The organism is Clostridium sp. Marseille-Q7071, assembly GCF_965112025.1.
On sequence record NZ_CBCOPR010000001.1, the window covers coordinates 339,043 to 364,488 of the forward strand.

20 protein-coding genes and 1 riboswitch are annotated in these 25,446 nt (G+C 27.6%); of the genes, 4 read left to right on the plus strand and 16 right to left on the minus strand.

The annotated features are described in order from the left end of the window. Positions 1-196: 196 nt before the first annotated feature. Entirely contained in the window at positions 197-1,264 is a 1,068-nt protein-coding gene (locus ACWPW7_RS01545; RefSeq protein WP_454052111.1) for a mannose-1-phosphate guanylyltransferase, read from the minus strand. 301 nt (positions 1,265-1,565) lie between these two features. On the opposite strand from ACWPW7_RS01545, the gene ACWPW7_RS01550 reads away from it, so the two are divergent. Together ACWPW7_RS01550 and ACWPW7_RS01555 are read left to right on the plus strand one after the other, a co-directional pair. After that, on the plus strand, positions 1,566-2,036 hold the full coding sequence (locus ACWPW7_RS01550) for a MarR family transcriptional regulator (RefSeq protein ID WP_454055457.1): 471 nt from the start codon (positions 1,566-1,568) through the stop codon (positions 2,034-2,036). Continuing rightward, complete coding sequence (locus ACWPW7_RS01555) at positions 2,026-2,601, plus strand: cyclase family protein (protein ID WP_454052112.1); 576 nt, start codon at positions 2,026-2,028, stop codon at positions 2,599-2,601. The genes ACWPW7_RS01550 and ACWPW7_RS01555 overlap by 11 nt, the downstream gene beginning before the upstream one ends. A gap of 100 nt (positions 2,602-2,701) precedes the next feature. On the opposite strand, the gene ACWPW7_RS01560 is transcribed toward ACWPW7_RS01555, so the two are convergent. The 5 genes from ACWPW7_RS01560 to ACWPW7_RS01580 form a co-directional block, all read right to left on the minus strand. Then, positions 2,702-3,811: a M20/M25/M40 family metallo-hydrolase gene (locus ACWPW7_RS01560; protein WP_454052113.1), complete on the minus strand. Its 1,110-nt coding sequence runs from the start codon at positions 3,809-3,811 to the stop codon at positions 2,702-2,704. A gap of 257 nt (positions 3,812-4,068) precedes the next feature. Then, a complete protein-coding gene (locus tag ACWPW7_RS01565) occupies positions 4,069-5,625 on the minus strand; it encodes an AbgT family transporter (protein ID WP_454052114.1) in 1,557 nt (518 codons plus the stop codon). Between the two features lie 471 nt (positions 5,626-6,096). Further along, positions 6,097-6,354 (minus strand): hypothetical protein, encoded by a 258-nt coding sequence (locus ACWPW7_RS01570; protein ID WP_454052115.1) that lies wholly within the window; start codon positions 6,352-6,354, stop codon positions 6,097-6,099. Beyond that, entirely contained in the window at positions 6,351-6,740 is a 390-nt protein-coding gene (locus ACWPW7_RS01575) for a hypothetical protein (protein ID WP_291563259.1), read from the minus strand. The genes ACWPW7_RS01570 and ACWPW7_RS01575 overlap by 4 nt, the downstream gene beginning before the upstream one ends. 183 nt (positions 6,741-6,923) lie before the next feature. After that, complete coding sequence (locus ACWPW7_RS01580) at positions 6,924-7,280, minus strand: DUF2089 domain-containing protein (protein ID WP_039635092.1); 357 nt, start codon at positions 7,278-7,280, stop codon at positions 6,924-6,926. Positions 7,281-7,665: 385 nt separating this feature from the next. Between ACWPW7_RS01580 and ACWPW7_RS01585 the strand changes: the two genes are divergently transcribed. Then, positions 7,666-9,027 carry a short-chain fatty acid transporter gene (locus ACWPW7_RS01585; RefSeq protein ID WP_454052116.1) on the plus strand — a complete coding sequence of 454 codons (1,362 nt, stop codon included), beginning with the start codon at positions 7,666-7,668 and terminating at the stop codon, positions 9,025-9,027. Between the two features lie 962 nt (positions 9,028-9,989). On the opposite strand, the gene ACWPW7_RS01590 is transcribed toward ACWPW7_RS01585, so the two are convergent. From ACWPW7_RS01590 to ACWPW7_RS01620, 7 genes are all read right to left on the minus strand, one after another. Further along, positions 9,990-11,300 carry a radical SAM protein gene (locus tag ACWPW7_RS01590; protein ID WP_454052117.1) on the minus strand — a complete coding sequence of 437 codons (1,311 nt, stop codon included), beginning with the start codon at positions 11,298-11,300 and terminating at the stop codon, positions 9,990-9,992. 306 nt (positions 11,301-11,606) lie between these two features. Further along, positions 11,607-12,395: a MetQ/NlpA family ABC transporter substrate-binding protein gene (locus ACWPW7_RS01595; protein ID WP_454052118.1), complete on the minus strand. Its 789-nt coding sequence runs from the start codon at positions 12,393-12,395 to the stop codon at positions 11,607-11,609. 16 nt (positions 12,396-12,411) lie between these two features. After that, positions 12,412-13,071, minus strand: a complete 660-nt coding sequence (locus ACWPW7_RS01600; protein WP_454052119.1) for a methionine ABC transporter permease — start codon at positions 13,069-13,071, stop codon at positions 12,412-12,414. After that, positions 13,064-14,029: a methionine ABC transporter ATP-binding protein gene (locus tag ACWPW7_RS01605; RefSeq protein ID WP_454052120.1), complete on the minus strand. Its 966-nt coding sequence runs from the start codon at positions 14,027-14,029 to the stop codon at positions 13,064-13,066. The genes ACWPW7_RS01600 and ACWPW7_RS01605 overlap by 8 nt, the downstream gene beginning before the upstream one ends. Positions 14,030-14,467: 438 nt before the next feature. Continuing rightward, a riboswitch (SAM riboswitch) is annotated at positions 14,468-14,570 on the minus strand. A 69-nt stretch (positions 14,571-14,639) separates the two neighbouring features. Continuing rightward, the gene (locus ACWPW7_RS01610; protein WP_454052121.1) at positions 14,640-16,073 is read right to left on the minus strand and encodes a lipopolysaccharide biosynthesis protein; all 1,434 of its coding nucleotides are present in this window, start codon (positions 16,071-16,073) and stop codon (positions 14,640-14,642) included. Between the two features lie 305 nt (positions 16,074-16,378). Next, positions 16,379-16,798: a hypothetical protein gene (locus tag ACWPW7_RS01615; RefSeq protein WP_454052122.1), complete on the minus strand. Its 420-nt coding sequence runs from the start codon at positions 16,796-16,798 to the stop codon at positions 16,379-16,381. 34 nt (positions 16,799-16,832) lie between these two features. Beyond that, positions 16,833-17,807 carry an oligosaccharide flippase family protein gene (locus ACWPW7_RS01620; protein ID WP_454052123.1) on the minus strand — a complete coding sequence of 325 codons (975 nt, stop codon included), beginning with the start codon at positions 17,805-17,807 and terminating at the stop codon, positions 16,833-16,835. A 245-nt stretch (positions 17,808-18,052) separates the two neighbouring features. Here ACWPW7_RS01620 and ACWPW7_RS01625 point away from each other — a divergent pair, with 245 nt between their 5' ends. Then, positions 18,053-18,319: a hypothetical protein gene (locus tag ACWPW7_RS01625; protein ID WP_454052124.1), complete on the plus strand. Its 267-nt coding sequence runs from the start codon at positions 18,053-18,055 to the stop codon at positions 18,317-18,319. A 170-nt stretch (positions 18,320-18,489) separates the two neighbouring features. Here the strand turns inward: ACWPW7_RS01625 and ACWPW7_RS01630 are convergent, their stop codons facing one another. The 3 genes from ACWPW7_RS01630 to ACWPW7_RS01640 form a co-directional block, all read right to left on the minus strand. Next, a complete protein-coding gene (locus tag ACWPW7_RS01630) occupies positions 18,490-20,193 on the minus strand; it encodes a phospho-sugar mutase (protein ID WP_454052125.1) in 1,704 nt (567 codons plus the stop codon). A gap of 270 nt (positions 20,194-20,463) precedes the next feature. Further along, on the minus strand, positions 20,464-20,826 hold the full coding sequence (locus ACWPW7_RS01635) for a hypothetical protein (RefSeq protein WP_291563230.1): 363 nt from the start codon (positions 20,824-20,826) through the stop codon (positions 20,464-20,466). A 425-nt stretch (positions 20,827-21,251) separates the two neighbouring features. Further along, positions 21,252-25,280, minus strand: a complete 4,029-nt coding sequence (locus ACWPW7_RS01640; RefSeq protein WP_454052126.1) for an AAA domain-containing protein — start codon at positions 25,278-25,280, stop codon at positions 21,252-21,254. Positions 25,281-25,446: the final 166 nt, after the last annotated feature.

Genomic DNA, 25,446 nt, shown 5'->3' on the forward strand with positions numbered 1-25,446 from the left:
ATTATAAAAGTACTAAATCCTTTTAAAAATAAACTATAAACATTACTTTATCGACTTTACAAAATTTATTATAAAAAAGAAAAGTGACTTCGTCACTTTTCTTAAAATATCTTAAACTTCTCAATATGCTTGAGAAGTTTCTGTAATTCTTAATTCCTTACTCTTTATTTTATCATAAAATTACTCATATATATCTTTATAAGAATCCCCTTAAATCCTCTTCTTTTTTAATTTCATTTAATAAATGCTTTATTTCTTGATCTTTAGATTTGTCCATTACCAATATAACATCCCCAGCATCTACAATAACTAAGTCCTTAAGCCCAAAGCCAATAATTAAATTTTTACCTCCAAATACAGAACAGTTTTCACTACTATTCAGAAAAGCTGGTCCAGATATACTATTTCCTCTATAGCACTTTAAAAATCTCGTAAGTGCTGCAAAGCTTCCTATGTCATCCCAAGTAAATTCACATTTTATCACATAAGCCTTACGAGTTTTCTGCATTATTCCAAAATCTACAGATATTCCGTCTATAAGGTTATATTGTTCTTTAATAATATCCTCCTCATATTCTTCACCTATATGCATATAAATCTCCGTTATACAGCTATGCATCTTAGGAAGATATTTTTCCATTTCTCTTAAATATACATCTGCCCTCCATACAAACATACCGCTATTCCAAAGATAGGTTCCTTTTAATAAAAAATCCTTAGCAACTTCAATATTAGGTTTTTCAGTAAATCTTTCAACTTTGAAGGTTGGAATATTTCCCCCTATAGGTTTACCCATTTCAATGTATCCATAACCAGTTTCTGGTCTTGTAGGGTTTACACCTATAGTAACCAATCCTCTCTTTTTTTCTGCTATCTCAATAGCCTGATTTAAAGTATCGATAAACTGCTTTTCACCTTCTATATAGTGATCTGATGGCAATACCACCATAACAGCATCTTTATCTTTCTTTAACAATTTAACAGCAGACAATCCTATACAAGTTGCAGTTTCTTTATTCGCCGGTTCTAGAAATACATTCTCCTTACTTATTTCAGGCAATTCTTCATATATCTTATCAATATATTCTTGATTTGTAACAACAAAGATATTTTCTTTACTTACTATTGGCTTAATTCTATCTACAGTATTTCTTAAAAAACTCTTATTGTTTACAGTTTTTAAAAACTGCTTGGGATTATTAGCTCTTGATAAGGGATACAATCTTGTTCCTTTTCCACCTGCCAGAATTAATGCGTACAACAAAATATCACCTTTACATATTGCTTAATTTCATACTATGATATCTTCTGTTTTTTTGTGATAATAACGGATAAATTTATATTTTATTCCATATAAAGTTATAAATTTTTTTTATAATAATAAAACCTTAATGAGATTTTTAATCTATAATTCTTATTCAATTAGTTAATTATTTCAATATAATTAACTAATTGAATTATTTTTTATTTATATTTATAACTTTTTTGTTGACAAGGAAACAAAAAGCATATATACTTAAATTGTTTCCTAGGAAACTTTTTTTAAAATAAAAGGAGGTAATATTATTAATAAGTCACATGTTCTTTTCCATAATTTTAAACAAGTATATGAAAAACAAGATTTATTAGGTAAGCTTACAGACACTTATGGATATTTCAATGATTTTCGCCTTTCAGAAGTACACTGTATTGATTTAATAGGAAAAATAGAGGATCCCAATGTTACTAAATTATCAGAAGCTCTAGATATGACAAGGGGAGCTATTAGTAAAATGACTAAAAGAATGCTGGAGCAAAAGGTAATAACAAAATATCAAAAGCCAGACAATAAAAAAGAAATATATTTTGCGCTCACTGACCTTGGAAAAGAAATCTATATAAAACATGAAAAAGCACATAAAGATTATGAAAAAAGAGATTTAGAATTTTTCCAGCAAATAAGAGAAGAAGAACAAGATATTATAATTAAATTCTTAGAAGAGTTTAATCATCATTTAGAAAATAAAATTAAGGAGTTAGATATATATGAAGATTGATTTAACAGTTAAAATAAGTAAGGATATGTGGAATAAGCTTTGGAATGAAGCTTCAGAAAACAAAAAAATGACAATATTAGGTCATATAGGAACTCATTTTGATGTTATGGATAAAGAATTCTCATTGGATAACACTGAAAGAAATGGAAAAGTATTTGATGTAAGTCATATTAAGGATAGAGAAATAGAACTAGACGATATAGATATAACATCAATAAAAGAAAATGATTTTGTAATGTTTTATACAGGATCTTTAAAAGAAAAAGGATATGGTACAAAGGAATATTTTAAAGACTATCCTGAGCTGTCTGAAAAGCTAATTCAATACCTTCTTGATAAGAAAGTAAGTATAATTGGTATAGATACAGCAGGAATAAGAAAACCTTCTGAACATGTAAAAATAGACCAATATTGTGCTGATAATAATGTATTTGTTATCGAAAATCTTGATAATTTAGAAATACTGTTAAAAGAAACAACAAATAAAGAATTTAAGGTTCATACCTACCCAATAAATATAGAAGGCATGTCAGGACTTTGTTGTAGAGTAATTGCTGAAGTTTAAAGTAAAAAATCTTAGAGAAAAACTCTCTAAGATTTTTTATTTAGACATGTGAAAGAAAATAATAGGCTAATATATTTGTCTATTATTTTGGGGAAATTCCTTATATAGATTTTATTATTTCTAGAATTAACTTAGTTGAATCTACTAAATCTTTTATGTGTAGATGTTCTTCTAATGTATGAGGTTTTCTTTCCCCTATTCCCAAGTTTACTGCTTTTATTCCATTGGCATTTAATACATTTGTATCACTTCCACCGCCTGTAGCAGCAATTGATATTGGAAAGCCTAAGCTATTAGAAGCATTTTTTACAATCTCAACTATTCTATCACTTTCTTCTACTGAAAATGCACCATACATTCTTTGTACATCTATATCAACTTCTGCACCAAATTTTTCTGCAGCATCTTTTAAACATTTAACCATATGTTCTGATTGTTTATCTAATTTTTCATTAACTAAACTTCTAGCTTCAGCCTTTATAGTTAATTCTGGTGATACTATATTTGTAGGACCATCTGCAATCATTGAACCTATATTAGCAGTTGTATCTTCATCAATTCTAAGTAATTTCATATTACTTATAGCATGTGAAGCTACTTCTATAGCACTTATTCCTTCTTCTGGACAAACACCAGCATGAGCAGGTCTTCCTTTTACTACTGCTGTTATTTTATCTTGAGCAGGTCCTTTAACTATAATTTTTCCTGGTTCTCCACCACTATCAAGCACAAATCCTAGTTTAGAATTTAGCTTACTATAATCTAAATTTTTAGAACCAAATAATCCACCTTCCTCATAGATTGTGAATGCTATTTCAATTGGTCCATGTTCTATATTGTTTTCTTTTATAACTCTTAACGCTTCAACTACAGCAGCTATTCCTGCCTTGTCATCTCCACCTAATATAGTTGTTCCGTCACTATATATAACATCATCCTTTATAACAGGTTTTATACCTTTTCCCGGAGATACTGTATCCAAGTGACAACTGAATAATATTGGTTCTACCTCTTTTGTTCCTGTAAGCTTAGCTATGACGTTTCCAGTATTTGAACCTACTTTTTCCCCTGCATCATCTATTGTCACTTCTAATCCAATTTCTCTAAGCTCGGTTGCTATAAAATCTGCAAACTGTTTTTCATTTTTAGTTTCACTGTCAATTTGAACATATTTTAAAAACTCATTTACTATTCTATCTCTATTTATCATAACATCCTCCATCTTTAATCAATTGACAATTGAAAATAGACAATTGACAATTGAGGTGGAAATTATTTTTATATAAAATAATTTCTTCAAATTTGTTTTAAACTAGCAATACAATTGCTAGTTATTACGTGGCGAACACTGTTCGCCGCTACAGAATCAATTATAAATTTCTCAGTTTCCACTGAGAAATATCCATAATTGTGAATTGTGCATTGTGAATTAAAGAAAAAGGCACCGTACAGTGCCTTTAATTTTTATTAAAAGAATAATGGTGCTCCTGGTCCTAAGTTAAATCCTAGTAGGTACCAAACTATTAATAATGCTGTCCATCCTAATAAGAATATTAATGTATACGGAAGCATCATAGATATTAATGTACCTATTCCTGACTCGTCATCATAAACTTGTGCTGTTGTTACTATGAACGCGAAGTAACTCATAAGCGGTGATATAATGTTTGTTGATGAATCTCCTATTCTATATGCAACTTGAGTTAACTCTGGAGAGAAACCAAGCTTCATAAACATTGGTACAAATACTGGCGCCATGATTGCCCATTTAGCAGAAGCTGAACCCATAAACAGATTTATGAATCCTGATAATAATACAAAGGCAACTATTAATGGTAGACCTTTAAATTTTAATGCTTCTAAGAATGCTGCTCCTTTTACTGCTAATACTGTACCTAATTGAGTATAGTTAAAGTAAGCTATAAATTGAGAAGCCGCGAAAGCAAGTACCAAATATCCACCCATGCTCGCCATTGCTTTAGACATAGCACTTACAATTTGTTTATCATTTTTTATTGTTCCTGAGCCTATACCATATCCAACTGCTGGTATGAAGAAGAATAACATTATTATAAATACTATTCCGTTCATAAATGGAGAGTGTCCAAGAATTTCTCCTGTTTCAGGATTTCTTAATATACCGTTAGCTGGTATTAATAATAAACATAATGCTCCTATAAATAATAGGAATGCAATTCCAGCAAATAAAAGTCCTCTTTTTTCTTCTTTACTTATTTTATCTAGTTTTATTTCCGCTGAGTTTCCTTTGTATTCACCAAGTCTTGGCTCAACAATTTTCTCAGTTACTAATGTACCTAATATTGTGATTAAGAATGTAGACACAAACATAAATGCCCAGTTTGCCATTGGTCCTACTGTATAAGTTGGATCTATCATTTTAGCAGCTTCCGTACTTATACCACCTAATAATGGGTCAATAGTTCCTATAATTAAGTTAGCGCTAAATCCTCCAGAAACCCCTGCAAAAGCAGCTGCAATACCTGCAAGTGGATTTCTTTTAAAGCTTGCAAATATTAAGGCACCTAATGGTATTAGAACTATGTATCCTGCATCTGATGCTACGTTTGACATTATACCTGCAAATACAACAACTGCTGTTATTAAACTTTTTGGAGTTGATAAAACTAATTTTCTAATTAATGTTGATATAAGTCCTGTACCTTCTGCAACTCCAACCCCTAACATTGCAACTAGTACTGTTCCTAATGGAGCAAATCCTGTAAAGTTAGTAACAGCATTTTCAAACATGTATCTTATTCCATCTGGTGTCAATAAGCTAACTACACTAACTATTGTATCTTTAGCTTCATAAACTCCCGCATCATTTTTTGCGATTTTTGTGAAATTAACAGCAACTTCAGCTTTATAGCAAATATGCGATATTATCATAACAATAACACATAATATAAAGAAGATTGTTACTGGGTGCGGCAGTGCATTTCCAGCTTTTTCTACACCGTCAAGAAATTTTTGAAACAAACTTTTTCTTTTCTTTTCAGCCATAATTACCTCCTAATATTTTATTTTTTTGTTTGAATAGATTAACCATTCTTAAATGTAATCCATTACTTAATAGCTTGTACGAATTTTCGACAAATTTGTACAAAAGCCATTGCTGATATTAGAATATTATCATATGACTTTGCCCCAGTCAATCCATTTTATTGTCAAAAAAATTTTAAAAATATAAATTATATTAAAAATAAATTAATTGTACTATAAATTAGATTAAATGTAAATTAGTAGTACATTTAATTCAAAATTTTAAGGTATTATGGCGTATTAAATACCGCATTATGTGCACCACCAATACCGTATAAAAGGTAATATTATTTTATATTTTAAGATATATAAAGGTTGTATCTTTATCTTATTCTTTAGTTTGAATATTCTAATTAACTGTATTTTCAAAAAATTATAATCAAAATATAAAAAGCTACTGTAATATAACTAAAATATTACAGTAGTTTTTTCTTATAAATTGATTTTTATTTTTTCTCCATTTTTACTTGAAATATCAATAATATTTATTCCTCTATATTCTTTCAGTATCTTTACGAAACTTTTTACATCATTTTTCTCTAAATTTTCTATAAATTCAACGTTCTTACATGCTATTTTATTTAATAATTTCTTCCTACAAAAATCACTAAGTGCAACGCTCAATAACCAATAAGGACAATAAATAGTTATTTTCTTCTTTTCACTATGCTGAATTTTAATTTTTATCATTCTATATAAACCTGCACTATATCTCCATCTCCACTTTTTATATCGACAATAGTGCCTTCTAACCCTGAATCTATAGCCTCCATAATCATACCTACATCTACACCATTTTCTTGTAACTGTGGTATGTTTTTTATAGAATTTCCAAAAGCTTTAATTACCTTTAAAGGTATACTCATATTTACCTTATCACTGTTGTCTTTCTGAGAAGTAACTTTGATTTTTAAGCTTTTTTCCAATTTATCAAACTTATTAAATTTATCAACTTTATTTTGAATAATAACTTCACTTTTATCATTATTAAGTGATTGAATAAGCTTAGCCCCCTCCTCAGCAGTAATTTTGTTTTCAGAAATCATTTTTGTAATTCTTAATACTTCTTCATTCATAATTAACCCTCCCCAATTAGGCATCTGAAAGAAAATAATAAGCCAAAAATGTTAGCTTATTTTATATTAGACAAGGCGTCAGGTTCTGCTCATAGTGGCACTATGTGCGGGTTCTGACAACGTAGTGTGATAGAAAATAGGCTAACATACTGGTATATTATTTTTTGAAGATGCCTTACCTAATTATTTTTTTAACATTTCTATTGCCTGCTCTGCTGTAATTTCTCCTAGCTCTAACATATTTAATATGTCATCATTGCTATCATTCTTTCTAGCTAATTTGTATCCTAATGCTTCTACTACATCATCAAGTTTTGCTCTTACTGTTGGATAAGATATTTTTAATTCTTTCTCAACATCTTTAATACTTCCCCTACACTTTAAAAATACCTCCATAAAATGTATTTGTTCATCATTTAAATAGTTTATAGCTGGTAAATCAAATTCATTTTCTATTACTGTATTGCATGTGTTACATTTTAATCTTGTGATTTTAAGGTTAGAAGCACATACCGGACATTTACTTATAAGTTTGTACATAGTAATCACTTCCATTTGTTGTTTTATAATTTAATTATACTATACATTTTATATTTTTCAATATATATTTTAAATATTTTAATTATAATCAGGAAATAAATTAATATTATTAATTTACTTATTAATAATATTAATTTTTATAATTGGTATTTCATAATAAATTAATTTATTAAAATATCCTAATTACAATATATATTCTTGTACTGGAATAAGTTTCATAGCAAAAATTTATTATATAGCAATAATATATGTTTATTCATCAATTAAATACATTATATCCTAAATACTTACATTCTTTATGTAATCTGTATATTGATAATAAGTTAACAAAGAGTTATAATTTATATGAACTAGTTATCAGAATCATATTATAGGGGGGATATTTATGTTTAAAAAATTTACTAACGGTTGTGTTAAGTTAGTACAGAAGTATTTACCTGATCCATTTATCTTTGCTTCCGCACTTACTTTCATTGTTTTCATCCTAGGAATATTCTTAACTAAACAAAGTCCGTTAGATATGGTAAAACATTGGGGTAATGGTTTCTGGACCTTACTTGCCTTCTCAATGCAAATGGCTTTAGTACTTGTACTTGGACATGCTTTAGCTAATGCACCTGCATTTAACAGACTGCTTAAAAGACTAGCACGAATTCCCAAAACACCTTTTCAAGCAATTATAACTGTTACCATGGTATCTTTGTTAGCTTGTTGGATAAATTGGGGCTTTGGTCTTGTTATAGGAGCAATATTTGCAAAAGAAATTGCTAAAGTTGTAAAAAAAGTAGACTATCGTTTACTTATTGCTTCTGCTTACTCTGGCTTTTTAGTTTGGCATGCAGGACTTTCTGGATCAATTCCATTAACAGTTGCTGGCGGTGGAGAGGCTGTAAAAAAACTTACTCAAGGAGTAATTGATGCTCCTATATCTACTAGCGAAACTATTTTTAATCCTGTTATGCTTGGAATTGTAATCGTTTTATTTTTAACCTTACCTTTGGTAAATAGAGCAATGCATCCTAGCGAAAAGGAAACAGTACTTATTGATCCTTCTTTATTAGAAGAAGCTAAGGTTGAGGCTGCCAGCACTGTTGACATGACTCCTGCTGATAAAATTGAAAATAGTCCTGTAATTTCAATAATTTTGTGTTTGCTTGGTTTTTCTTATATAATTTATTACTTTATAGAAAATGGATTTAATTTAAATCTTGATATTGTTAATACTATATTCTTATTTTTAGGAATTTTACTTCATAAAACACCTAAAAATTATGTAGCTGCTATATCAGATGCTGCAAAAGGTGCTTCCGGTATTTTACTACAATTCCCATTCTATGCTGGACTTACTGGAATGATGATTGGAGCAAATTCATCTGGTATTTCAGTTGCTGGATTAATTTCAACCGGCTTTGTTTCAATTTCAAATAGAGTTACTTTCCCTGTATTTTCTTTCCTAAGTGCAGGTATAGTTAACTTCTTTGTTCCTTCTGGAGGCGGACAATGGGCGGTTCAAGCTCCTATTATGCTACCTGCTGGTCAAGCTTTAGGAGTATCTCCAGCAATAACTTCTATGTCCATTGCATGGGGTGATGCATGGACAAACATGATACAACCATTCTGGGCATTACCAGCCTTAGGAATCGCTGGACTAGGTGCTAAGGACATAATGGGATACTGTATAGTTGACCTTATATATTCAGGATTAGTAATAACAGCTGGATTCCTATTGTGTGGTATCATATTCTAAAACAATTGGCTTTTTTCTAACATTTAAAGGGATAGTATTAACTATCCCTTCTTTTTATTAAAACTATGACTTTTCATATAAAGTATCTAATTTAATGAATTTATAATTTCATCTGTCACTTTAAATAAAAATGGATTATGAGATACTATTTTAATAAATAATAAAACATACACTATCCTTTAATTATATTTACCATTAGAATTACGTGCCAATTACGAATATAAGATAGAGCCATGATAACCATTTATGTCCTTAGCAAATTGGTTTACGTTTTGGAGAACATAATTTTCCCCAACAGAAACTCCGACAACAACTGTCATCATCACTTATCGCAAATATATTTTTGTTTATAGATTTTACTAAATATTTCATTATATTTTCTCCTCCTTTTTTATTAGTGCAAATTAATAAAAAACGATTAAAATAATATAATTTTAGAAAATATTTAATAATAATTTTTTATTAGAAAATGAATAATTAGTAGTTTTTAGCATGGTTCAGCTTTAGCACCACTACATAGTTTTCCCCAGCAAAATGTTGGGCAACATGGGCCAGGACTTGATGCAAATATCTTCATGTTTTTTGGGCTTACTAAATATTTCATTTTATTTTCCCCCTTATATTTTTACTATAAATAATTAATTACTAAACTTGTTAATCTTTTAAATAGTCTCTAATTTTTTAGCATGGTTCAGCTTTAGCACCACTACATAGTTTTCCCCAGCAAAATGTTGGGCAACATGGTATTTTCAGGACTTGATGCAAATATCTTCATGTTTTTTGGGCTTACTAAATATTTCATTTTATTTCCTCCTCTTCTAATTTAAGTTTTATTGATTTATATGGACATTGTTTTCCCTCTAATCATGATAAGATTACTTTAAAAGGAAATACAATGAACAATACCAACAATAAATTTTACATCTTGCAGTTCTTATAAATCATTAAAAGCTTAGCAAGAACTATGAATCATTGGCTACTGATAAGTAATGGTTAGCAGCCTTCTTTAAGTAATCTTCTAATACGTATTTATATTCTGAACACCTAATAGAATCAAATTCATCTATTCTATATCTTGGACATCCACCCATGCATATAGGTAGTATATTACAATCTTTACATCTTACATCTTCACTAGCATCATATAAAAGATATTTAAATATATTATTAGCATTTGCCTTTTCTTCATTTAAGCTACCTATGCTTAAATTTTCCATTCCTATATCACTCCAGCATTTATATAAATATCCTTTAGGGTCTATAACATAGCTATTTATCATATCTGCACCACAATAATTGTGAACTAACGAAGGGTATCTTATTGGAGTATCTTCTTCAAATCCATATTTTACAAGTTTACCCGCAAATTTAAGTTGTGCTTCTGAAAAAGCTTGTCTACTTAAACATTTCTTATTTTCATAGCAATTATTGGTTGGTTCCACAAATCCTAGATATACTAAAATATTATTTTCAGTATTAATATGATTTATTTCTTTAAGAACTTCCTCCACTTTTTCTTCATTTTCCCTATCTACATTTATTCTTACAGATATTCTATTGATGTATTTTTTAATAATATCTAAATTAGAAATTATTTTGTCATAAGTTCCTTGTCCACCTAAAAGAAATCTTCTCTTATCATGGGTATCTTTTGGTCCATCTAACGTTATCTGCATAGATAAAATATTACATTCCTTTAATTTCTTAGCAATATCTTCTGTTATACCAAATCCATTGCTAATCATCTGCCCAATATAAGTAATATTCTTTTCTTCACAAATCTTAATTATCTCTTTAGACATCTTTTCAATCACATCCATCGCTAAAAGAGGTTCCCCTCCATACCAAACAATTGATAAAGTATGTATACTTGATGAATGTTGTTTTATTAATTCTATTATTTGTTTCTGTATATCTTCATCCATTACAGTAGTATTTCTACTATTTTTTTCATAGCAATACACACATCCAAAATTACAATTTAATGTAGGCGCTATAGTAAGTCCTAGTGAAGTTGTCCCAAATCTACTTTTAAATAATGAATATCTTATTTCTTTTAGTTCATCATAATCATCCTGTACAATAAATCCCCCATATTCCAAATCATTAAGTAATTCTTCACTAATGCTATTTTTTTCTTTCTCAAAATCTAAAAATTTATTTAAATCTTTCTTATCCATCAAAGCTAATGAATTAGTTCTAGCGTTATAAGCCACTACTTTTTTCTCATCTCTTTCAAAATCAAAGAAAAAATTGTATCTAGATTTTTTCATATTATTTTTCCCTCGCTTTCTGCTTTGTATCTATATATTCTATATTGTTGAATTTTTTCCTTCTTATGTAATTATTTTTTTAATATTCAAAAGTAATTGTTATAAATTCATCTTATTTTATTGAAAATTATTTAAAATATACAATTTAATAAGCTTATTTACTAAATTTAACTCTAAATTACATATTAAAAAAGTTAAATAAATATGAGATTTAAACCAAAAAAAAATTTGAAGGGGCTGTTTTAGAATTAATTTAAAAAATTAATTCTAAAACAGCCCCTTTGCATCAATACATTATAAAATTCCTTAAAATGACGGTATTATACTTCCATTATATTTCTCTTCTATAAATTTTTTAATTTTTTCTGAAGCTATAGCTTCACATAGAGCTTTTATATCTTCTTTATCTTCATTTCCACTTTTAACTGCTATTATATTAGCATAAGGTGATTCCTTATCTTCAATTACTATAGCATCTTTAGTAGGATTTAAATTAGCTTGCAGTGCATAATTTGTATTAATTATAGAAGCTTCCACATCATCTAAAGTTCTTGAGAGTTGAGGTGCATCTATTTCTTGTATCTTTATATTCTTAGGATTCTCTACTATATCTAATTTAGAAACTAAATCTTTGTTTTGAAGTTTTATAATTTTATTTTCCTCTAATAGTTTTAATGCTCTTGATCCATTAGTAGGATCATTTGGTATTGTTATAGTTATACCGTCTTTTAATTCATCTAAGTTTTTTATTTTCTTTGAATATAATCCTAATGGCTCTAAATGAACTTTATTTAATGCAACTATATTAGTTTTGTGATTCTTATTAAATTCTTCGAGATATGGAATATGTTGAAAAAAGTTTGCGTCCAGCTCACCATCTTCTACTGCTCTGTTAGGTAATACATAGTCGGAAAAAACTTTAATTTCAAGCTCATATCCTTTTTCTTTTAATATTGGTTTAACTTCCTCTAATATTTCTGCATGAGGTACTGCTGTTGCACCTACTGTTAATTTTTTACTATCAGCTTTTTTCCCACATGCTCCTAATGTAAAGACTAATAAACCACTCAATATTATTGTTAAAATTTTTTTCATTTAAATTACCTCCCTATTATTTCAATTTCTTATAAACTATATTTCCAAAGGATTGAATGCATTGTACTAAAAGTATTAATACAATAATCGTATATATCATTACCTTTTCATTAAACATGTTGTATCCATACATTATAGCAACAGAGCCTAATCCTCCTGCCCCTACTGCACCAGCCATTGCTGAATATCCTATGATAGTGATTGTAGTTAAAGTTATAGCTGATATTATAGAAGGCATAGCTTCCTTTACTATTACTTTAAATAATATTTGAAAGTTGCTGGCTCCAAAGGATTTGGCTGCTTCTATCAATGATTTATCTACCTCATTTAATGCTGACTCTACTACCCTTGCGACAAAAGGTGCCGCTCCTATAGTTAAAGGTACAATCGCTGCTTTTTCACCAATTATTGATCCTGTTAAAACTTTAGTCAAAGGAATTATGGCTATTATTAATATTATAAAAGGAAATGATCTTAAAATATTTATAACCACATCTAGAGCTTTATATATTAATCTATTAGGCTTTAATCCATCTCTATTAGTAACTGTCAATACTAATGCTAATAAAAACCCCAATATTACAGCAAATATTGTAGACCAAAATACCATATATAAAGTCTCTAAAAAACCTTTTAATAATATACCTTTTAATAGGGTTATAATCTCACTACTCATTATTAATCACCTCCCAAGATATATTTCTAGTTGAAAGATAATCAATAACTTTTTCTTTATTACAATTATCAATATTAATTACGAGACTTCCTAGCACATCGTCTCTAAATCTTTCAAGCTTTCCCCACACTATAGACATATCAATATTTAATTCTCTTGCCATAGAAGTTATAATGCTTTCATTAGATGCTTCTTTAGGAAAAAATATTTTTATATTTACTCCACTAGCTGGAACAATTTCTTCCTCTCCTATCAATCTTTTTAAAGCTTTAGGCGGCTTTATAAAAAGCTCTTCAACCTCTCCCATCTCTACTATTTCTCCACTCTCCATAATTGCAACCCTATTACAAGCTTCTCTTATTACTTCCATTTGATGAGTAACTATAATTATAGTTATGTTAAGTCTTTCATTAATCTCTCTAAGAAGATTTAGTATATCCTTAGTTGTTTTTGGATCCAATGCAGAAGTTGCTTCATCACATAAAAGTATATGCGGATCTAAAGCTAATGCCCTAGCTATTGCTACTCTTTGTTTTTGTCCTCCACTAAGCTCTTTAGGTTTAGAATTAACTTTATCTTCTAAATTAACTACCTTTAATAGTTCTAAAACTTTTGACTTTATATAATTTTTATCAAATCCCCAGCATTCTAATGGTAACGCAATATTTTCAAATACAGTTTTCCTTTCAAGAAGAGAAAAATTTTGAAAAATCATTCCTAAATTTTTTCTAAATTCTCTCAGTTCCTTTCCTTGCAAGTTATTTATTTCTCTATTTTCTATTTTTATAATGCCACTATCATACTTTTCTAGTTTATTTAGACATCTTAGTAATGTAGACTTACCTACACCACTATGACCAACTATGCCAAATATTTCTCCTTTATTTATCTTTAAGTTTATATCCTTCAGTACTTTTAAGTCTCCGAAGCTTTTTTCTACTGACAAAATTTCTATCAAAAGTATCACCCCTTTTTTTAGTACATAATTTGCTATACACTATATCTATTTCATAATTGTGAATAATTTTTAATATTACTAAAAACTTTTTTCTATCATAAAAGAAATCAATAAAGTTCTAGATATAAATTACTAATTATTATAATTAGCTGCTTATATTCTAAGATACTTATTTAGTATCTTCAAAAATTGACTTGTGAATGTATCACTACAGCTTTCATTTTATTATTTCATCAGAATATAGTAATAACTCAAACTTAAGTCGAATTTTATATCTTACTAGCAGGAAATAGATATTGTATCTTAATTAATTGTTTTATCTTATATATATTAGATGATAAATATTATCTAAAAATAGTAAATATTGTATAATAAATATTATTCGCGAATAAATAAATTAAAGCCCGAGGAAATCCTCGGGCTTGATATACCAAAGTATCCTCATCTCTCAACATAACGTTGCAGGATTTAGCACCAATGTACATAATGTACTGGTTGCCGGGTTTCATAGGGCCAGTCCCTCCACCACTCTTAATAAGTGTTATTATTTTTTTATTATTTTTTTCTTACATACTATTCTATATCTATTTTAAATTTTTTTCAAGTACTTTTAATTTTTTTTCAATTTTAATTTGAGTTTTTTTAGTCCTTCTCCTAAATAATCCTTATATACAACCATTAACAGAATGATTTCACCTATTCCTATAAGTATATAAACTAAGTTAACTTCCATAAAAGTTGAGTATAATACGTAGAGTGTTAATGCTACGGTCATTATAGAGAATTCCTTTATATGATAGTTAACTCTAAAATGCTTTAAAGATATAAAAGTTCTCATAGCAAAGAATATTATATAAGAAATTCCTGTTGAAATAGCTGCACCTTTTGCACCATATATAGGTACTAATATAATATTACCTATTATATTAGCTATGCATGATACTGCTGCAATATATATATGTGATCTAGGATTTTTAAGGAAATTAATTCCCATAACAGTAGTTTCAGATATTGTGTACATTATTGGCATAAAACTTAAGAATGGAATTAAGAAAATAGCACTTCTATATTCTTTACCAAGTAATAATATTATTAAATCTCTAAATAATATTAGAAGTATGCCTCCAAGCATCATTACCACTGTTATTAATAAGTTCATTTTCTCAAAAAACTTTGTATCATTAGGATCTTTTTCATAACGTTCAAATGCTACTGGAACCCAAAATGTTGTAAAAGAACTTTGAATTATATTTAATATAGAAATAATTTTAAAAGCTGATCCATATATTCCAACTTCATTCAAGTCATTAAAATGTTTAATCGCTATTTTATCTGCTGATTGGAAAAGCCAAGTGATTACAAAAGTAAATAGCAATGGTATTCCATATTCTAATATTTCTTTTTGACTTCTCTTATAATCTTTTTTATTTAAAGTAAATATGTTCCAATAATTAAGTTCTACCACTACCCCCACCAATGTAACTACAAGATTAGAGAAAAAGGCTGCATAAGCTAGTGTTCTAAAATCTCTGTTAAAAAATCCTGCTGATAGAAGTATAAATATTAAATTTGAAACTTTCTGTGCTATTAAAAGTGCAGAATATGCTTTTCCCTTTTGCTGCATTCTAATTAGCATAGTTGCAAATCTATTAAGTATTAGAAATGTTGTATGTACTATTAATAATATAATTATTCTTATACTATATTCTCCAAATAAATAGTTAGATATTTGTTTGCCAAATAAAACTAATATCAATATAGAAGCTATATTTAGTATAAAAGGAATTTTTAAACAACTAAAGAGTAAGTTCTTTCTGTCCTCCTCTTTCTCTTCATAAAAAAATCTAACAAAGGCTTGGTCTATTCCACAAATTATAAAAGCCATTGTTATATTTGTGTATAACTCAAACATTGAAAATTTACCAAATTCCTCTGGTGATAAAAGTCTAGTAGTTATAGGAGTTGTTACAACTGCTATAAGAATGCTAATCCAACTTCCAATGGAAAAAGATAAAAACTTACTTATCAAACTATCCTTCTTCATAATAGTTCTCCTTCATTTAACGTTCTCTTTATAGTTGTCTTAAAAGACATATAACTTTATTTTATACTTCTATATTATTATGTCAATATTTTAGTTCCCTTAACATATAGTCATAATGGTTAAAAAGTTGTTGTATATCTAAGTATAGCTATGCCTTTAAATATTTTAATTAACAACTTTGTCAATGGAGAATTGACGAGGACAATTGACATTTAAGGTCGAAATTAATTCTCAATTAGTTAAAGCATCTTAATTTTTCATATAATAAATTAAGATGTTTTTAATTTTGCTGTAGTATATATAAACTATTTCTTAATATACTTTTTAATAAATATTGATATTCCCCTATTTATATAATCTTTATAAAGTATATATAATAATAAAAGCTCTCCAATTCCTATAAATATATAAATCATATTAACCTTATTAAAAGTTGCATATAGTACATAAGATGTAAATGCCAATGTTATAATTGAAAATTTCTTTAAGTGATAATTTACTTTAAAATGCTTTAGTGAAATAGAAGTTCTCATTATAAAAAATATAATGTTAGAAAGCCCTGTAGAAATAGCTGCTCCCTTTCCTCCATACATAGGAACTAATATGATATTCCCTATTAAGTTTAATACAAGACATACTACTGAAATATGAATATGAGCTTTAGGATTTTTAAGAAAATTAATTCCTATAACAGTTGTTTCAGATATGGCGTACATTATTGGCATAAGTGTTAAAAATGGAATAATAAATCTTGCTACTCTATATTCTACCAAGAATAAGTATTATTAAATCTCTAAAAAGTATTAAGAGTATTCCTCCTAAAAACATGACTATGGTTATAATTTGATTCATGTTCTCAAAAAATTTTACATTTTCAGGTTCATTTTTATATTTTTCAAAAGCCACAGGTGTCCAAAATGTAGAAAAAGAACTTTTAACTATATCAATTATTGTTATAACAAATAATGCTGAACCATAAATTCCAACTTCTGATTTTTTACAAAAATACTCTATAGTTCCTATATCTGCCGTTTGAAATAAAATTGATATTAATGTTGTAAAAGCTAATGGAACGCCATAATTTAAAATTTCTTTTTGAGCTTTACCATTTTGGTGATTTTTTAAAGTGAAAGGATTCCATATTTCTAATTCTACCAATATAGCAATAAGTGTCATTACTAAATTTGAGAAAAAAGCTGCATATGCTAAGGTCATAAAATTACTACCATATCTAATACTATAAACTATTATAAAAATTAAATTTGAGATTTTCTGTGCTACTACTAACGCTGAAAAAGTTTTTCCTTTTTGCTTCATTCTAATTATGGTTGTGGAAAACCTATTAAGTATTAAGAAAGTAGTATGTAGCCCTAATAGTATAATTATTCTTTTATTACCTTCAAATAAATATGAGCTAATAGCATTTCCAAATATAATTAAAAATAATATAGAAATAAGATTAACTATAAAAGGCGTTTTTAAACATTTAAAAAGTAAATTCTTTCTATGATTTTCACCATCATCATAAAAAAATCTAATAAAAGCACTATCAGTACCACAAATAATACAAGCCATAGCAACGCTTGTATACATTTCAAACATTTTAAAAACACCTAAATCGTGAGTTTTTATAAGTCTTGTGATAATCATTGATTGAAAAAATCCTATTATAATAGCTATCCAGCTTCCAATAGAAAATGATAAAAATTTTTTAAATAAATTATTATTACTCATAATTAAACCCCTTAAATCCTATCTAGTAAAATCCATTATAAAAAATAATGGAGACTTTAATTTTATAATTTAAAAAAATAAACTAAACTATAAGGCTTAGTTTAAACAAGATTATTCTATAACTTTTATACCTATATTCTACTTTTGTGCTTTAAACCCTTTTCTACAAAATTTTAATCCTTATACATAAATTCTTTATATTTTGAACAATATATAGTTATAAAGAGTATTAAGGAGGTTTTCTCATGAAGAAAAAATCCATTCCTCTAGTTTATCCATTAGAATCTGAAAACCATAATAATTTTCATAGTATCTCCTATGATATTGAATTATCTTATGAAAAAAAAGATACGATAAAAGATTGGACTTATCATTATTTACCTGTGGAAAATCATTGCAATTGTGATTTTAATACCAATGTATATTTAAATGAATTTCATGAAGATCTATCTATTGATAGTAAAGATACAAACTATATACATAATGATTATGAATACTATTCAAAGTATTAAGAATAAAAATTTCATTTCATAAATCCTACCTAATATATAAAAAACGTGAGTTTAAAAACTCACGTTTTTTATATATTAGGTAGAATGAAAAAATATTTATAAATGTTAAAACACATTTTTAATTTCTAAAGTACAAAATTTATTTTCAACTATTAGCTTATATCTCTTATTCACTCTAACTTATTCATTACATATTGTTTTAAGTTACCTAATTTTTCTTCACAAGATTTAAGAGAATTTCCTCTAGCTGATATATAAATTTTTATCTTAGGTTCTGTACCAGAAGGTCTTATAACAATCCAAGAGCCATCCTCCAATATAAACTTGATAACATTTGATTTAGGTAAACTTATATTCTTTATATTATTATTCTCTAAAGTCTTAGCAAATCCTAATTTATAGTCTTCAATTTCTTTTACATTGTATTTACTTATGCGAGTTATATCTTTCCTAAAAGAATTCATTATATTATTAATTTTATTTACTCCTTCAATTCCATTAAACTCTAAAGATATTAATTCTTCTTTATAATATCCATACTCTTCATAAAGCTTTGTTAAGGCTTCATATAATGATATACCTTTAGTTTTATAATAAAGTGCCATCTCACATACAAGCATTGCCCCAATTATTCCATCTTTGTCTCTTACAAAATCTCCACATAAATATCCATAACTTTCTTCAAAGCCAAAAATAAATTTTTTAATCTTTAATTCCTCGATAAGCTCGCCTATATATTTAAAGCCTGTAAGAACTTCTAAAATTTCTACTTCAAATTCTTCACCTATAGGTTTAACCATGTCCGTAGTTACAATGGTTTTAATTATTACCCCATTAGAAGGAATCTCATTTATTTCTCTTAATGAGGTTAAAATATAATGACTTAAAAGTGTTCCTAATTCATTTCCTGTTAATAGTTTATATTCTCCTGTATGGTATTTAGCCATAACACCTATCCTATCACAATCAGGGTCTGTCCCTAATATAACATCAGGGTTAATATCTTTAGCCAATTCTAAGGCTATATTAAAAACCTTGGGATTCTCTGGATTAGGATAAGGTGCCGTTGGAAAATTTCCATCAGGTTTTTCCTGATCTTTAACTACAAAAGTATTTTTATAACCTAGTTCCTTAAATAACCTTCTAATAGGAACATTTCCTGCACCATGTAGCGGAGTATAAATAATATTTAATTCTCTACTATTTTCTTTTATTAATTGCTTTCTTATAGTTACATTTTTAACCTTTTGTAAATAAGAAGAATATATATCTTCTCCAATATAATTTAATAACCCTTTGTTTAAAGCCTCATTCTTTGAAATCTTTTTTATATCATCGAAATCTTTAATTAAACTAATATGGTATAGAATTTCTTCTGCTGCTTTATCAGTTATCTGAACTCCACTTTCATTATAAACTTTATAACCGTTGTATTCTTTAAGATTGTGAGAAGCAGTTATAACTATACCAGCTTTACAATTTAATTCCCTAACAGCATAAGAAAGAATAGGTGTTGAAGTTAAAGTATCAAATATATATACCTTTATATTATTTCCACAAAAAACTCTGGCTGCAAACTCTGAGAATTCATAAGACATATGCCTTGAATCATATGCTATAGCTATAGAAATATTTTCTTTATATTTTTTTGTTAGATAATTGCTTAAACCTTCTGTTACCTTGCCTATAGTATAAATATTTAATCTATTAGTACCTGCCCCTATAATTCCCCTTAATCCTCCAGTGCCAAAATCTAAATCCTTGTAAAATCTATCTTTTATTTCATTTTCATCAATGGCTTTAAGCTCAAATTTTGTTTTTTCATCTACTGAATTAGAATTCAACCATAAATTATACTTTTCTTTATATAGCATATTTCCTCCTAATTTTAATTAATAAAAGCTATATTAAAAAACCGTTACTAAACTTTATTTACTATATAGATCTCCAAAATAACTATTCAAAAGTATAATGAATATTTTAGTATACTGGTTAATTACCTTTTAAACATGCCTTGTTTAAAAATAAAGGCATCAATTTCCATAGAGAAAAGAAACATGTACACATTGTAGTACATGTTTCTTATATCAGTATATGAAAAACCGTCAAAATATTGCATATTTTCCACAAAATATTATTTTAAACTATTCTACTTTCTCTTCAGTTTCTTCAACTTCTTCTTTTATTTCAGGATTAAAAAACTCTAATTCATCCTCATCAAGCTTTGCACCTGTAGTTTTTATTAAGTCAAAGATTTCTTCATCATTTAATAACCTTGCTTCTACCCTATCAGCAAAAGTTCTAAACATTTCTTCTCTAAAATACTCTGAATTTATTCTAGGTAGGTTTGGAAGTGGTGTAAATCCATAATCCATTGCTTTTTTTACGCCTTCAACATCATATTTAAAGTAAAATTTAGATTTTTTCTTTACAAGTTCTCCAACTTTAATCTTTTCTCCATCACTATTCTTAAACATTAACCATAGTATGTCTTCCCTATTATTCATATCTTGAAGCTCCTTTATTTCTAAATTAAAGAAAAGCAAGTATATTCTTACTCATTTTTCTTCATTATATTTACATTAAAATTTTATGTATCATATCTATATATGATTTATTCTAATCCTTTTAGTTATCCTTTCGCAATATTAATTATTGCTTTTAATGATACAAGCTTTTTAAAATTAATTTCCAATACCAGCCATAGTGCCTATATATTCTTAACCTTTTAAGTCTTTTTCCAGTTATATCCTTTTAAATTCCAATACTCATCTTAATTATAAAACACTTTTTAAGAACTAAATATATATATACTATAGATATATAATATTATTGCCCCCCTAATAATAATCAATTCATAATACATATTTCATAAAAAGTTTAAATATATAAAAAGTGCTAATAATTTATACCAATTATTAGCACTTTTGTATTAATTTACAGAATCATATAATCTTTTTATAGTTTCTTTAGGATTTAAGTAAAATTCGCTACTTCTAATCTTATAAAATCTCCAACCTACCCTTTCTAGAGTATGTTGGCGTTCGAAAGATTCTTTCCATGAATATTTTTCTTCTCTTCTCGAACCTAAACATTCAATAGCAATTTTATGTTTAGCCTTTATTACAAAATCTATTTCGTATTTACCTACTTTAACTTTAGAAATTACCTCTATATTGAGATCCTTAAGCTCCTTTAACACATCTTCTTCGAAGGTTGTAAGAATATAGTGTCCAGTTTCTTCTCTTTTAGTAGTACATTCTTCATACTCCATAGCATATTCTAATAAGTTATGTCTTACTCCCTTAGGATTTAAATCCTCAAGATCTATAGAGTGGAATAACCACATTTGATTTCTCGCCCTACTTGCTGCAACATTAAATCTTCTTATATCTGAATCCTTAGAAAGCACTCCATATTTTACATTATCCGCTATAACAAAAGATAAGAACATTACGTCTCTTTCATCCCCTTGGAATGAATAAGCATCTCCACAAACTATTCTCCTCTTAACCATTTCTTCAATGCCTAGTTTCTCAATTATAAGATTTTCAATGAACTCTGCTTGTGCATCTCCTAAGAGAGATACTACTCCCATGGTCATATTTTCATATTTAGAATCATTACAGCATTCAATAATCTTATCCACTATAGCATAGGCTTCTTTTATATTTATGGCCTTACTTTCATCTCTAAAAGCTTCTTCTACTTTAACAGTAACTATAGGCTGTTCTAATGGATTATCGTTTTTGCCACATCTTAGAGGTACAATTTCATTAGAATAACATAGTTTATTACTGAATCCTATAATCTCATCAACACTTCTAAAATGCTCCTTTAAAATTAGCCTGTTAGGGAAAATTCTTAATGCTGTATTATATAAACTTGTTTTTAAATCAAACCACTCTGCATGTGGAATTCCTTTAAGATGAGTTTCAATTAATTTTTCTACCATTGAGTTATCCTTGCCTATTGCTTCTGGACTTATTTGTTTTTCATCACCAACTATTACTGCTCTTTCTGCTCTCATCAATGCAGTTAATGCAGTAATGTCACTTTGACTACTTTCATCTACTATTATAACATCAAATAAATTTTCATTTATCTTTAAGTTCTCAATAACTCTGTTTATAGGCATTATCCATACAGGAATAACATCTTTACAATTTTCCATTTCTCTTTGAGCAATTTTTCTGTATTTAACCGCTTGGGTACCAGTACCCTTACCTATTCTTTTTATAGCTTCCATCCAAGTAAACAAACTTCTCTTCTGTAATTCAGTAGTTCTCAATATTTGATTATACCAACTTTGCTTACAAACTATTTCTTTAACTAGCTTATCTTCAATTGCCTTTTCTTCATAAAGCGCTCTTTCTAAACTTTTAATATCAACATCAAGCTCTGTAGTTATATAATCGTTCCATACTTTATGTTTAAAAGCCCCTTCAAAGTTTTTAAAGTTTGATTTTAAGGTTTCTCTTTGATGAACTAAAATGTATTTTGTAAATTTAGGGCAACTATCCATAAGCATATCTCTAAACTTCATTAACTTTTCTATATCTTGAGAGCTTTTATTTAAATAACTTATACGCTCATAATATTTTAATACAAAACTACTGTTATTTTCTTCTATTTTATCTGCAAGCTCCTCAAAACAATTATATTTTCTTAATGCTTTAATATTATCATCTAAGTACTCTGCTAAATCCTCAAATTCTTTAATTGCCTTTAAGCTAAGAAGAGAATCTTTAATATAGCTATAGCTCTCTTTTTCATAGAGATTTATTTCTCTATTAAAATGTTTAGCTTTAAGTAACCCTAAAATTTTATCTTTATAATTGTTTTCCCATTCAATCACCATAGTTATCTTTTCAATAGCATCTTCTATAATACTATTGAAATTCACATCAGCAGGGGTTATTATTCTTCCTCCATACTCTTTCATAGTATTATTATAATAATTTTTAAGATCACGCTCTAATTTATATAATTTTATATAATTATTTATAACTTCAGCATGTTCCAGTGTAGATATAGGTTCATAATCAATCTTCACACTGTCTAATATATATTTAACATTTCCATGAAGTAATTTAAAGATAGCACCTATCTTACCTTTTTCTCTAAGAACCTTTTCCACTATTTCAAAGTCCTTTTTGAAATTATTCATATCAACATTTTCAGGAAGTTGAACTTTATGCTTATTAAGCTCACTTTTTAATCTTGAAACTTCTTTTAAAGTATCTCCACAGTGCTCTATAAATTCTGTCCATATATCTCCTTTAACTTTACTACAATAATAATTTTTCATTATAGTATAAACATAGGTATTTTCAATTTCTTCTATATTTTTATAGGCTTCATCTAATAAATTTAATAAATGATTATTAGAATAACTGGTAACTTCCTTATCACTCCACTGACTTACAACTTTTCTATGGATATAGATATCACTTAAAAGCTCTCTATATTTATCTATTTTTTCTACCAACTCTATTAATTCAGGAAGTTTGTCCATATATTCTTTAGTATTTTCATAGTTCTCTACCTCTATTAAAGAATATATTTCCAATAGCTCTAAAAATTCTTCAAATTCTTCATTGGTTAAAGGAGATTTGTCCTTTATAGAAAGACTATCGTCTATATAGCTTAGTTCTTTGCTATTTTCTCTTATGTACTTTGCCATATCCATTAAAGTATAATTTTCATTATTATAGGTAACATTATGATTCTCACTATACTCTATCTTTCTTAAACTTTCATAAATTCTATCCTGATTATCCTTACACTGTTTTAATTTAAATTTTAGAAGTTTAAATTGTTTTTTAAGTTCAGTAGTGTCTAAAGATAAATTTTCAGTAATTTTGCGTACTGCATCATCTAAATCTTCCATGGCCTTTGCATCATCACCTAATATACTCATACAAAGAGATCGAATTTCTTCTGGTATCTTGTTATTTAATACTTTAAGTGCTCTATCTGTTTGACTTGTAACTAATACTCTCTTACCATGAGCTAAAAGATGACAAATTAAATTTACTATAGTATGACTCTTGCCTGTACCCGGAGGCCCTTGTACTACCACTCCAAAATTTTCTGATAATCTCTTTGTTATTTCTTTTTGATCTTCATTATATGGCAGTGGAAATAATAAATCTTCACCTATCTCTTTCCATTTTTCTACTGTAACTTCATCTATTTCAAGTTTTTCATTATTAACTAACGCTTCTATAGTCTTAGGAATCTTATAACCCTTTCTTATCTCCTCAAGCATAGAGTTTAATTCCATATTCCACAGTCTTGTATCAACTTTTCTAAAGATTATAATAGGTTCATCATAAAAAATTATATCTCCAGTTTTTTCCATATCTAATAAAGAATCTAGTTTTTTATAATCATTACTATTATTTTGTATATCTAAAATATCTATAATTTTATCAATTGCCTCAGTTACTTCATCTTTATTTCTAGCATCTATACCTAGAGAATTTATTTGTGAAGTAGCTTCAATTATTTTTTGTAACGGAAAAGCCTCAAAACCACTTAAAATATCGAGCTCTATATTAGTTAAGTTATTATAAGGTTTTAATGAGAATACACTATTTTTATCGTTAAAACTTAAATCCATTTTTGTAGTAAAAATAGGGTGCATTATTTTAACATCTTCAACTTGTCCAATTAATAATCCATGAGCATATATAACTTCTAAATTTTCACTATTTTTCTGTAATTTTAAATATATTTTAGAAAATTTATTGTATATATCCTTAGCACTTTTATTTATCTCTAACCATTCATCTCTATTTTCACTGTTAATAACATTACAACCATCTATATCTAATATATGAGATTCAAAGAATACTTCCTCATATTCATTTATATTTCTTATTCGCTTATCATTGATATTTTTAATACTATGCAAATAAGTAAATATCTGCTCTACTTTCTTATTACTGCTCAAATCTAAACCCTCCAATTTTACTATTCACTCTATGTAAACTACTTTAATTTTTTATAATAAATCCTTTAAAACAATCATTCAAATATACTACAAATATTTTTATAGCAAGCTCATAACTTCCATTGATAGTTGTATTATCAATGGCTCCTCTAACTTAGTATGTCAT

What these genes read in the sequence shown, in the direction of transcription:
- ACWPW7_RS01555 (WP_454052112.1), top strand. Translation starts at nt 2,026, where the DNA reads ATGAAGATTGATTTAACAGTTAAAATAAGTAAGGATATGTGGAATAAG.
- ACWPW7_RS01560 (WP_454052113.1), bottom strand. Translation starts at nt 3,811, where the DNA reads ATGATAAATAGAGATAGAATAGTAAATGAGTTTTTAAAATATGTTCAA.
- ACWPW7_RS01565 (WP_454052114.1), bottom strand. Translation starts at nt 5,625, where the DNA reads ATGGCTGAAAAGAAAAGAAAAAGTTTGTTTCAAAAATTTCTTGACGGT.
- ACWPW7_RS01570 (WP_454052115.1), bottom strand. Translation starts at nt 6,354, where the DNA reads ATGATAAAAATTAAAATTCAGCATAGTGAAAAGAAGAAAATAACTATT.
- ACWPW7_RS01575 (WP_291563259.1), bottom strand. Translation starts at nt 6,740, where the DNA reads ATGAATGAAGAAGTATTAAGAATTACAAAAATGATTTCTGAAAACAAA.
- ACWPW7_RS01580 (WP_039635092.1), bottom strand. Translation starts at nt 7,280, where the DNA reads ATGTACAAACTTATAAGTAAATGTCCGGTATGTGCTTCTAACCTTAAA.
- ACWPW7_RS01585 (WP_454052116.1), top strand. Translation starts at nt 7,666, where the DNA reads ATGTTTAAAAAATTTACTAACGGTTGTGTTAAGTTAGTACAGAAGTAT.
- ACWPW7_RS01590 (WP_454052117.1), bottom strand. Translation starts at nt 11,300, where the DNA reads ATGAAAAAATCTAGATACAATTTTTTCTTTGATTTTGAAAGAGATGAG.
- ACWPW7_RS01595 (WP_454052118.1), bottom strand. Translation starts at nt 12,395, where the DNA reads ATGAAAAAAATTTTAACAATAATATTGAGTGGTTTATTAGTCTTTACA.
- ACWPW7_RS01600 (WP_454052119.1), bottom strand. Translation starts at nt 13,071, where the DNA reads ATGAGTAGTGAGATTATAACCCTATTAAAAGGTATATTATTAAAAGGT.
- ACWPW7_RS01610 (WP_454052121.1), bottom strand. Translation starts at nt 16,073, where the DNA reads ATGAAGAAGGATAGTTTGATAAGTAAGTTTTTATCTTTTTCCATTGGA.
- ACWPW7_RS01615 (WP_454052122.1), bottom strand. Translation starts at nt 16,798, where the DNA reads ATGCCAATAATGTACGCCATATCTGAAACAACTGTTATAGGAATTAAT.
- ACWPW7_RS01620 (WP_454052123.1), bottom strand. Translation starts at nt 17,807, where the DNA reads ATGAGTAATAATAATTTATTTAAAAAATTTTTATCATTTTCTATTGGA.
- ACWPW7_RS01625 (WP_454052124.1), top strand. Translation starts at nt 18,053, where the DNA reads ATGAAGAAAAAATCCATTCCTCTAGTTTATCCATTAGAATCTGAAAAC.
- ACWPW7_RS01630 (WP_454052125.1), bottom strand. Translation starts at nt 20,193, where the DNA reads ATGCTATATAAAGAAAAGTATAATTTATGGTTGAATTCTAATTCAGTA.
- ACWPW7_RS01635 (WP_291563230.1), bottom strand. Translation starts at nt 20,826, where the DNA reads ATGAATAATAGGGAAGACATACTATGGTTAATGTTTAAGAATAGTGAT.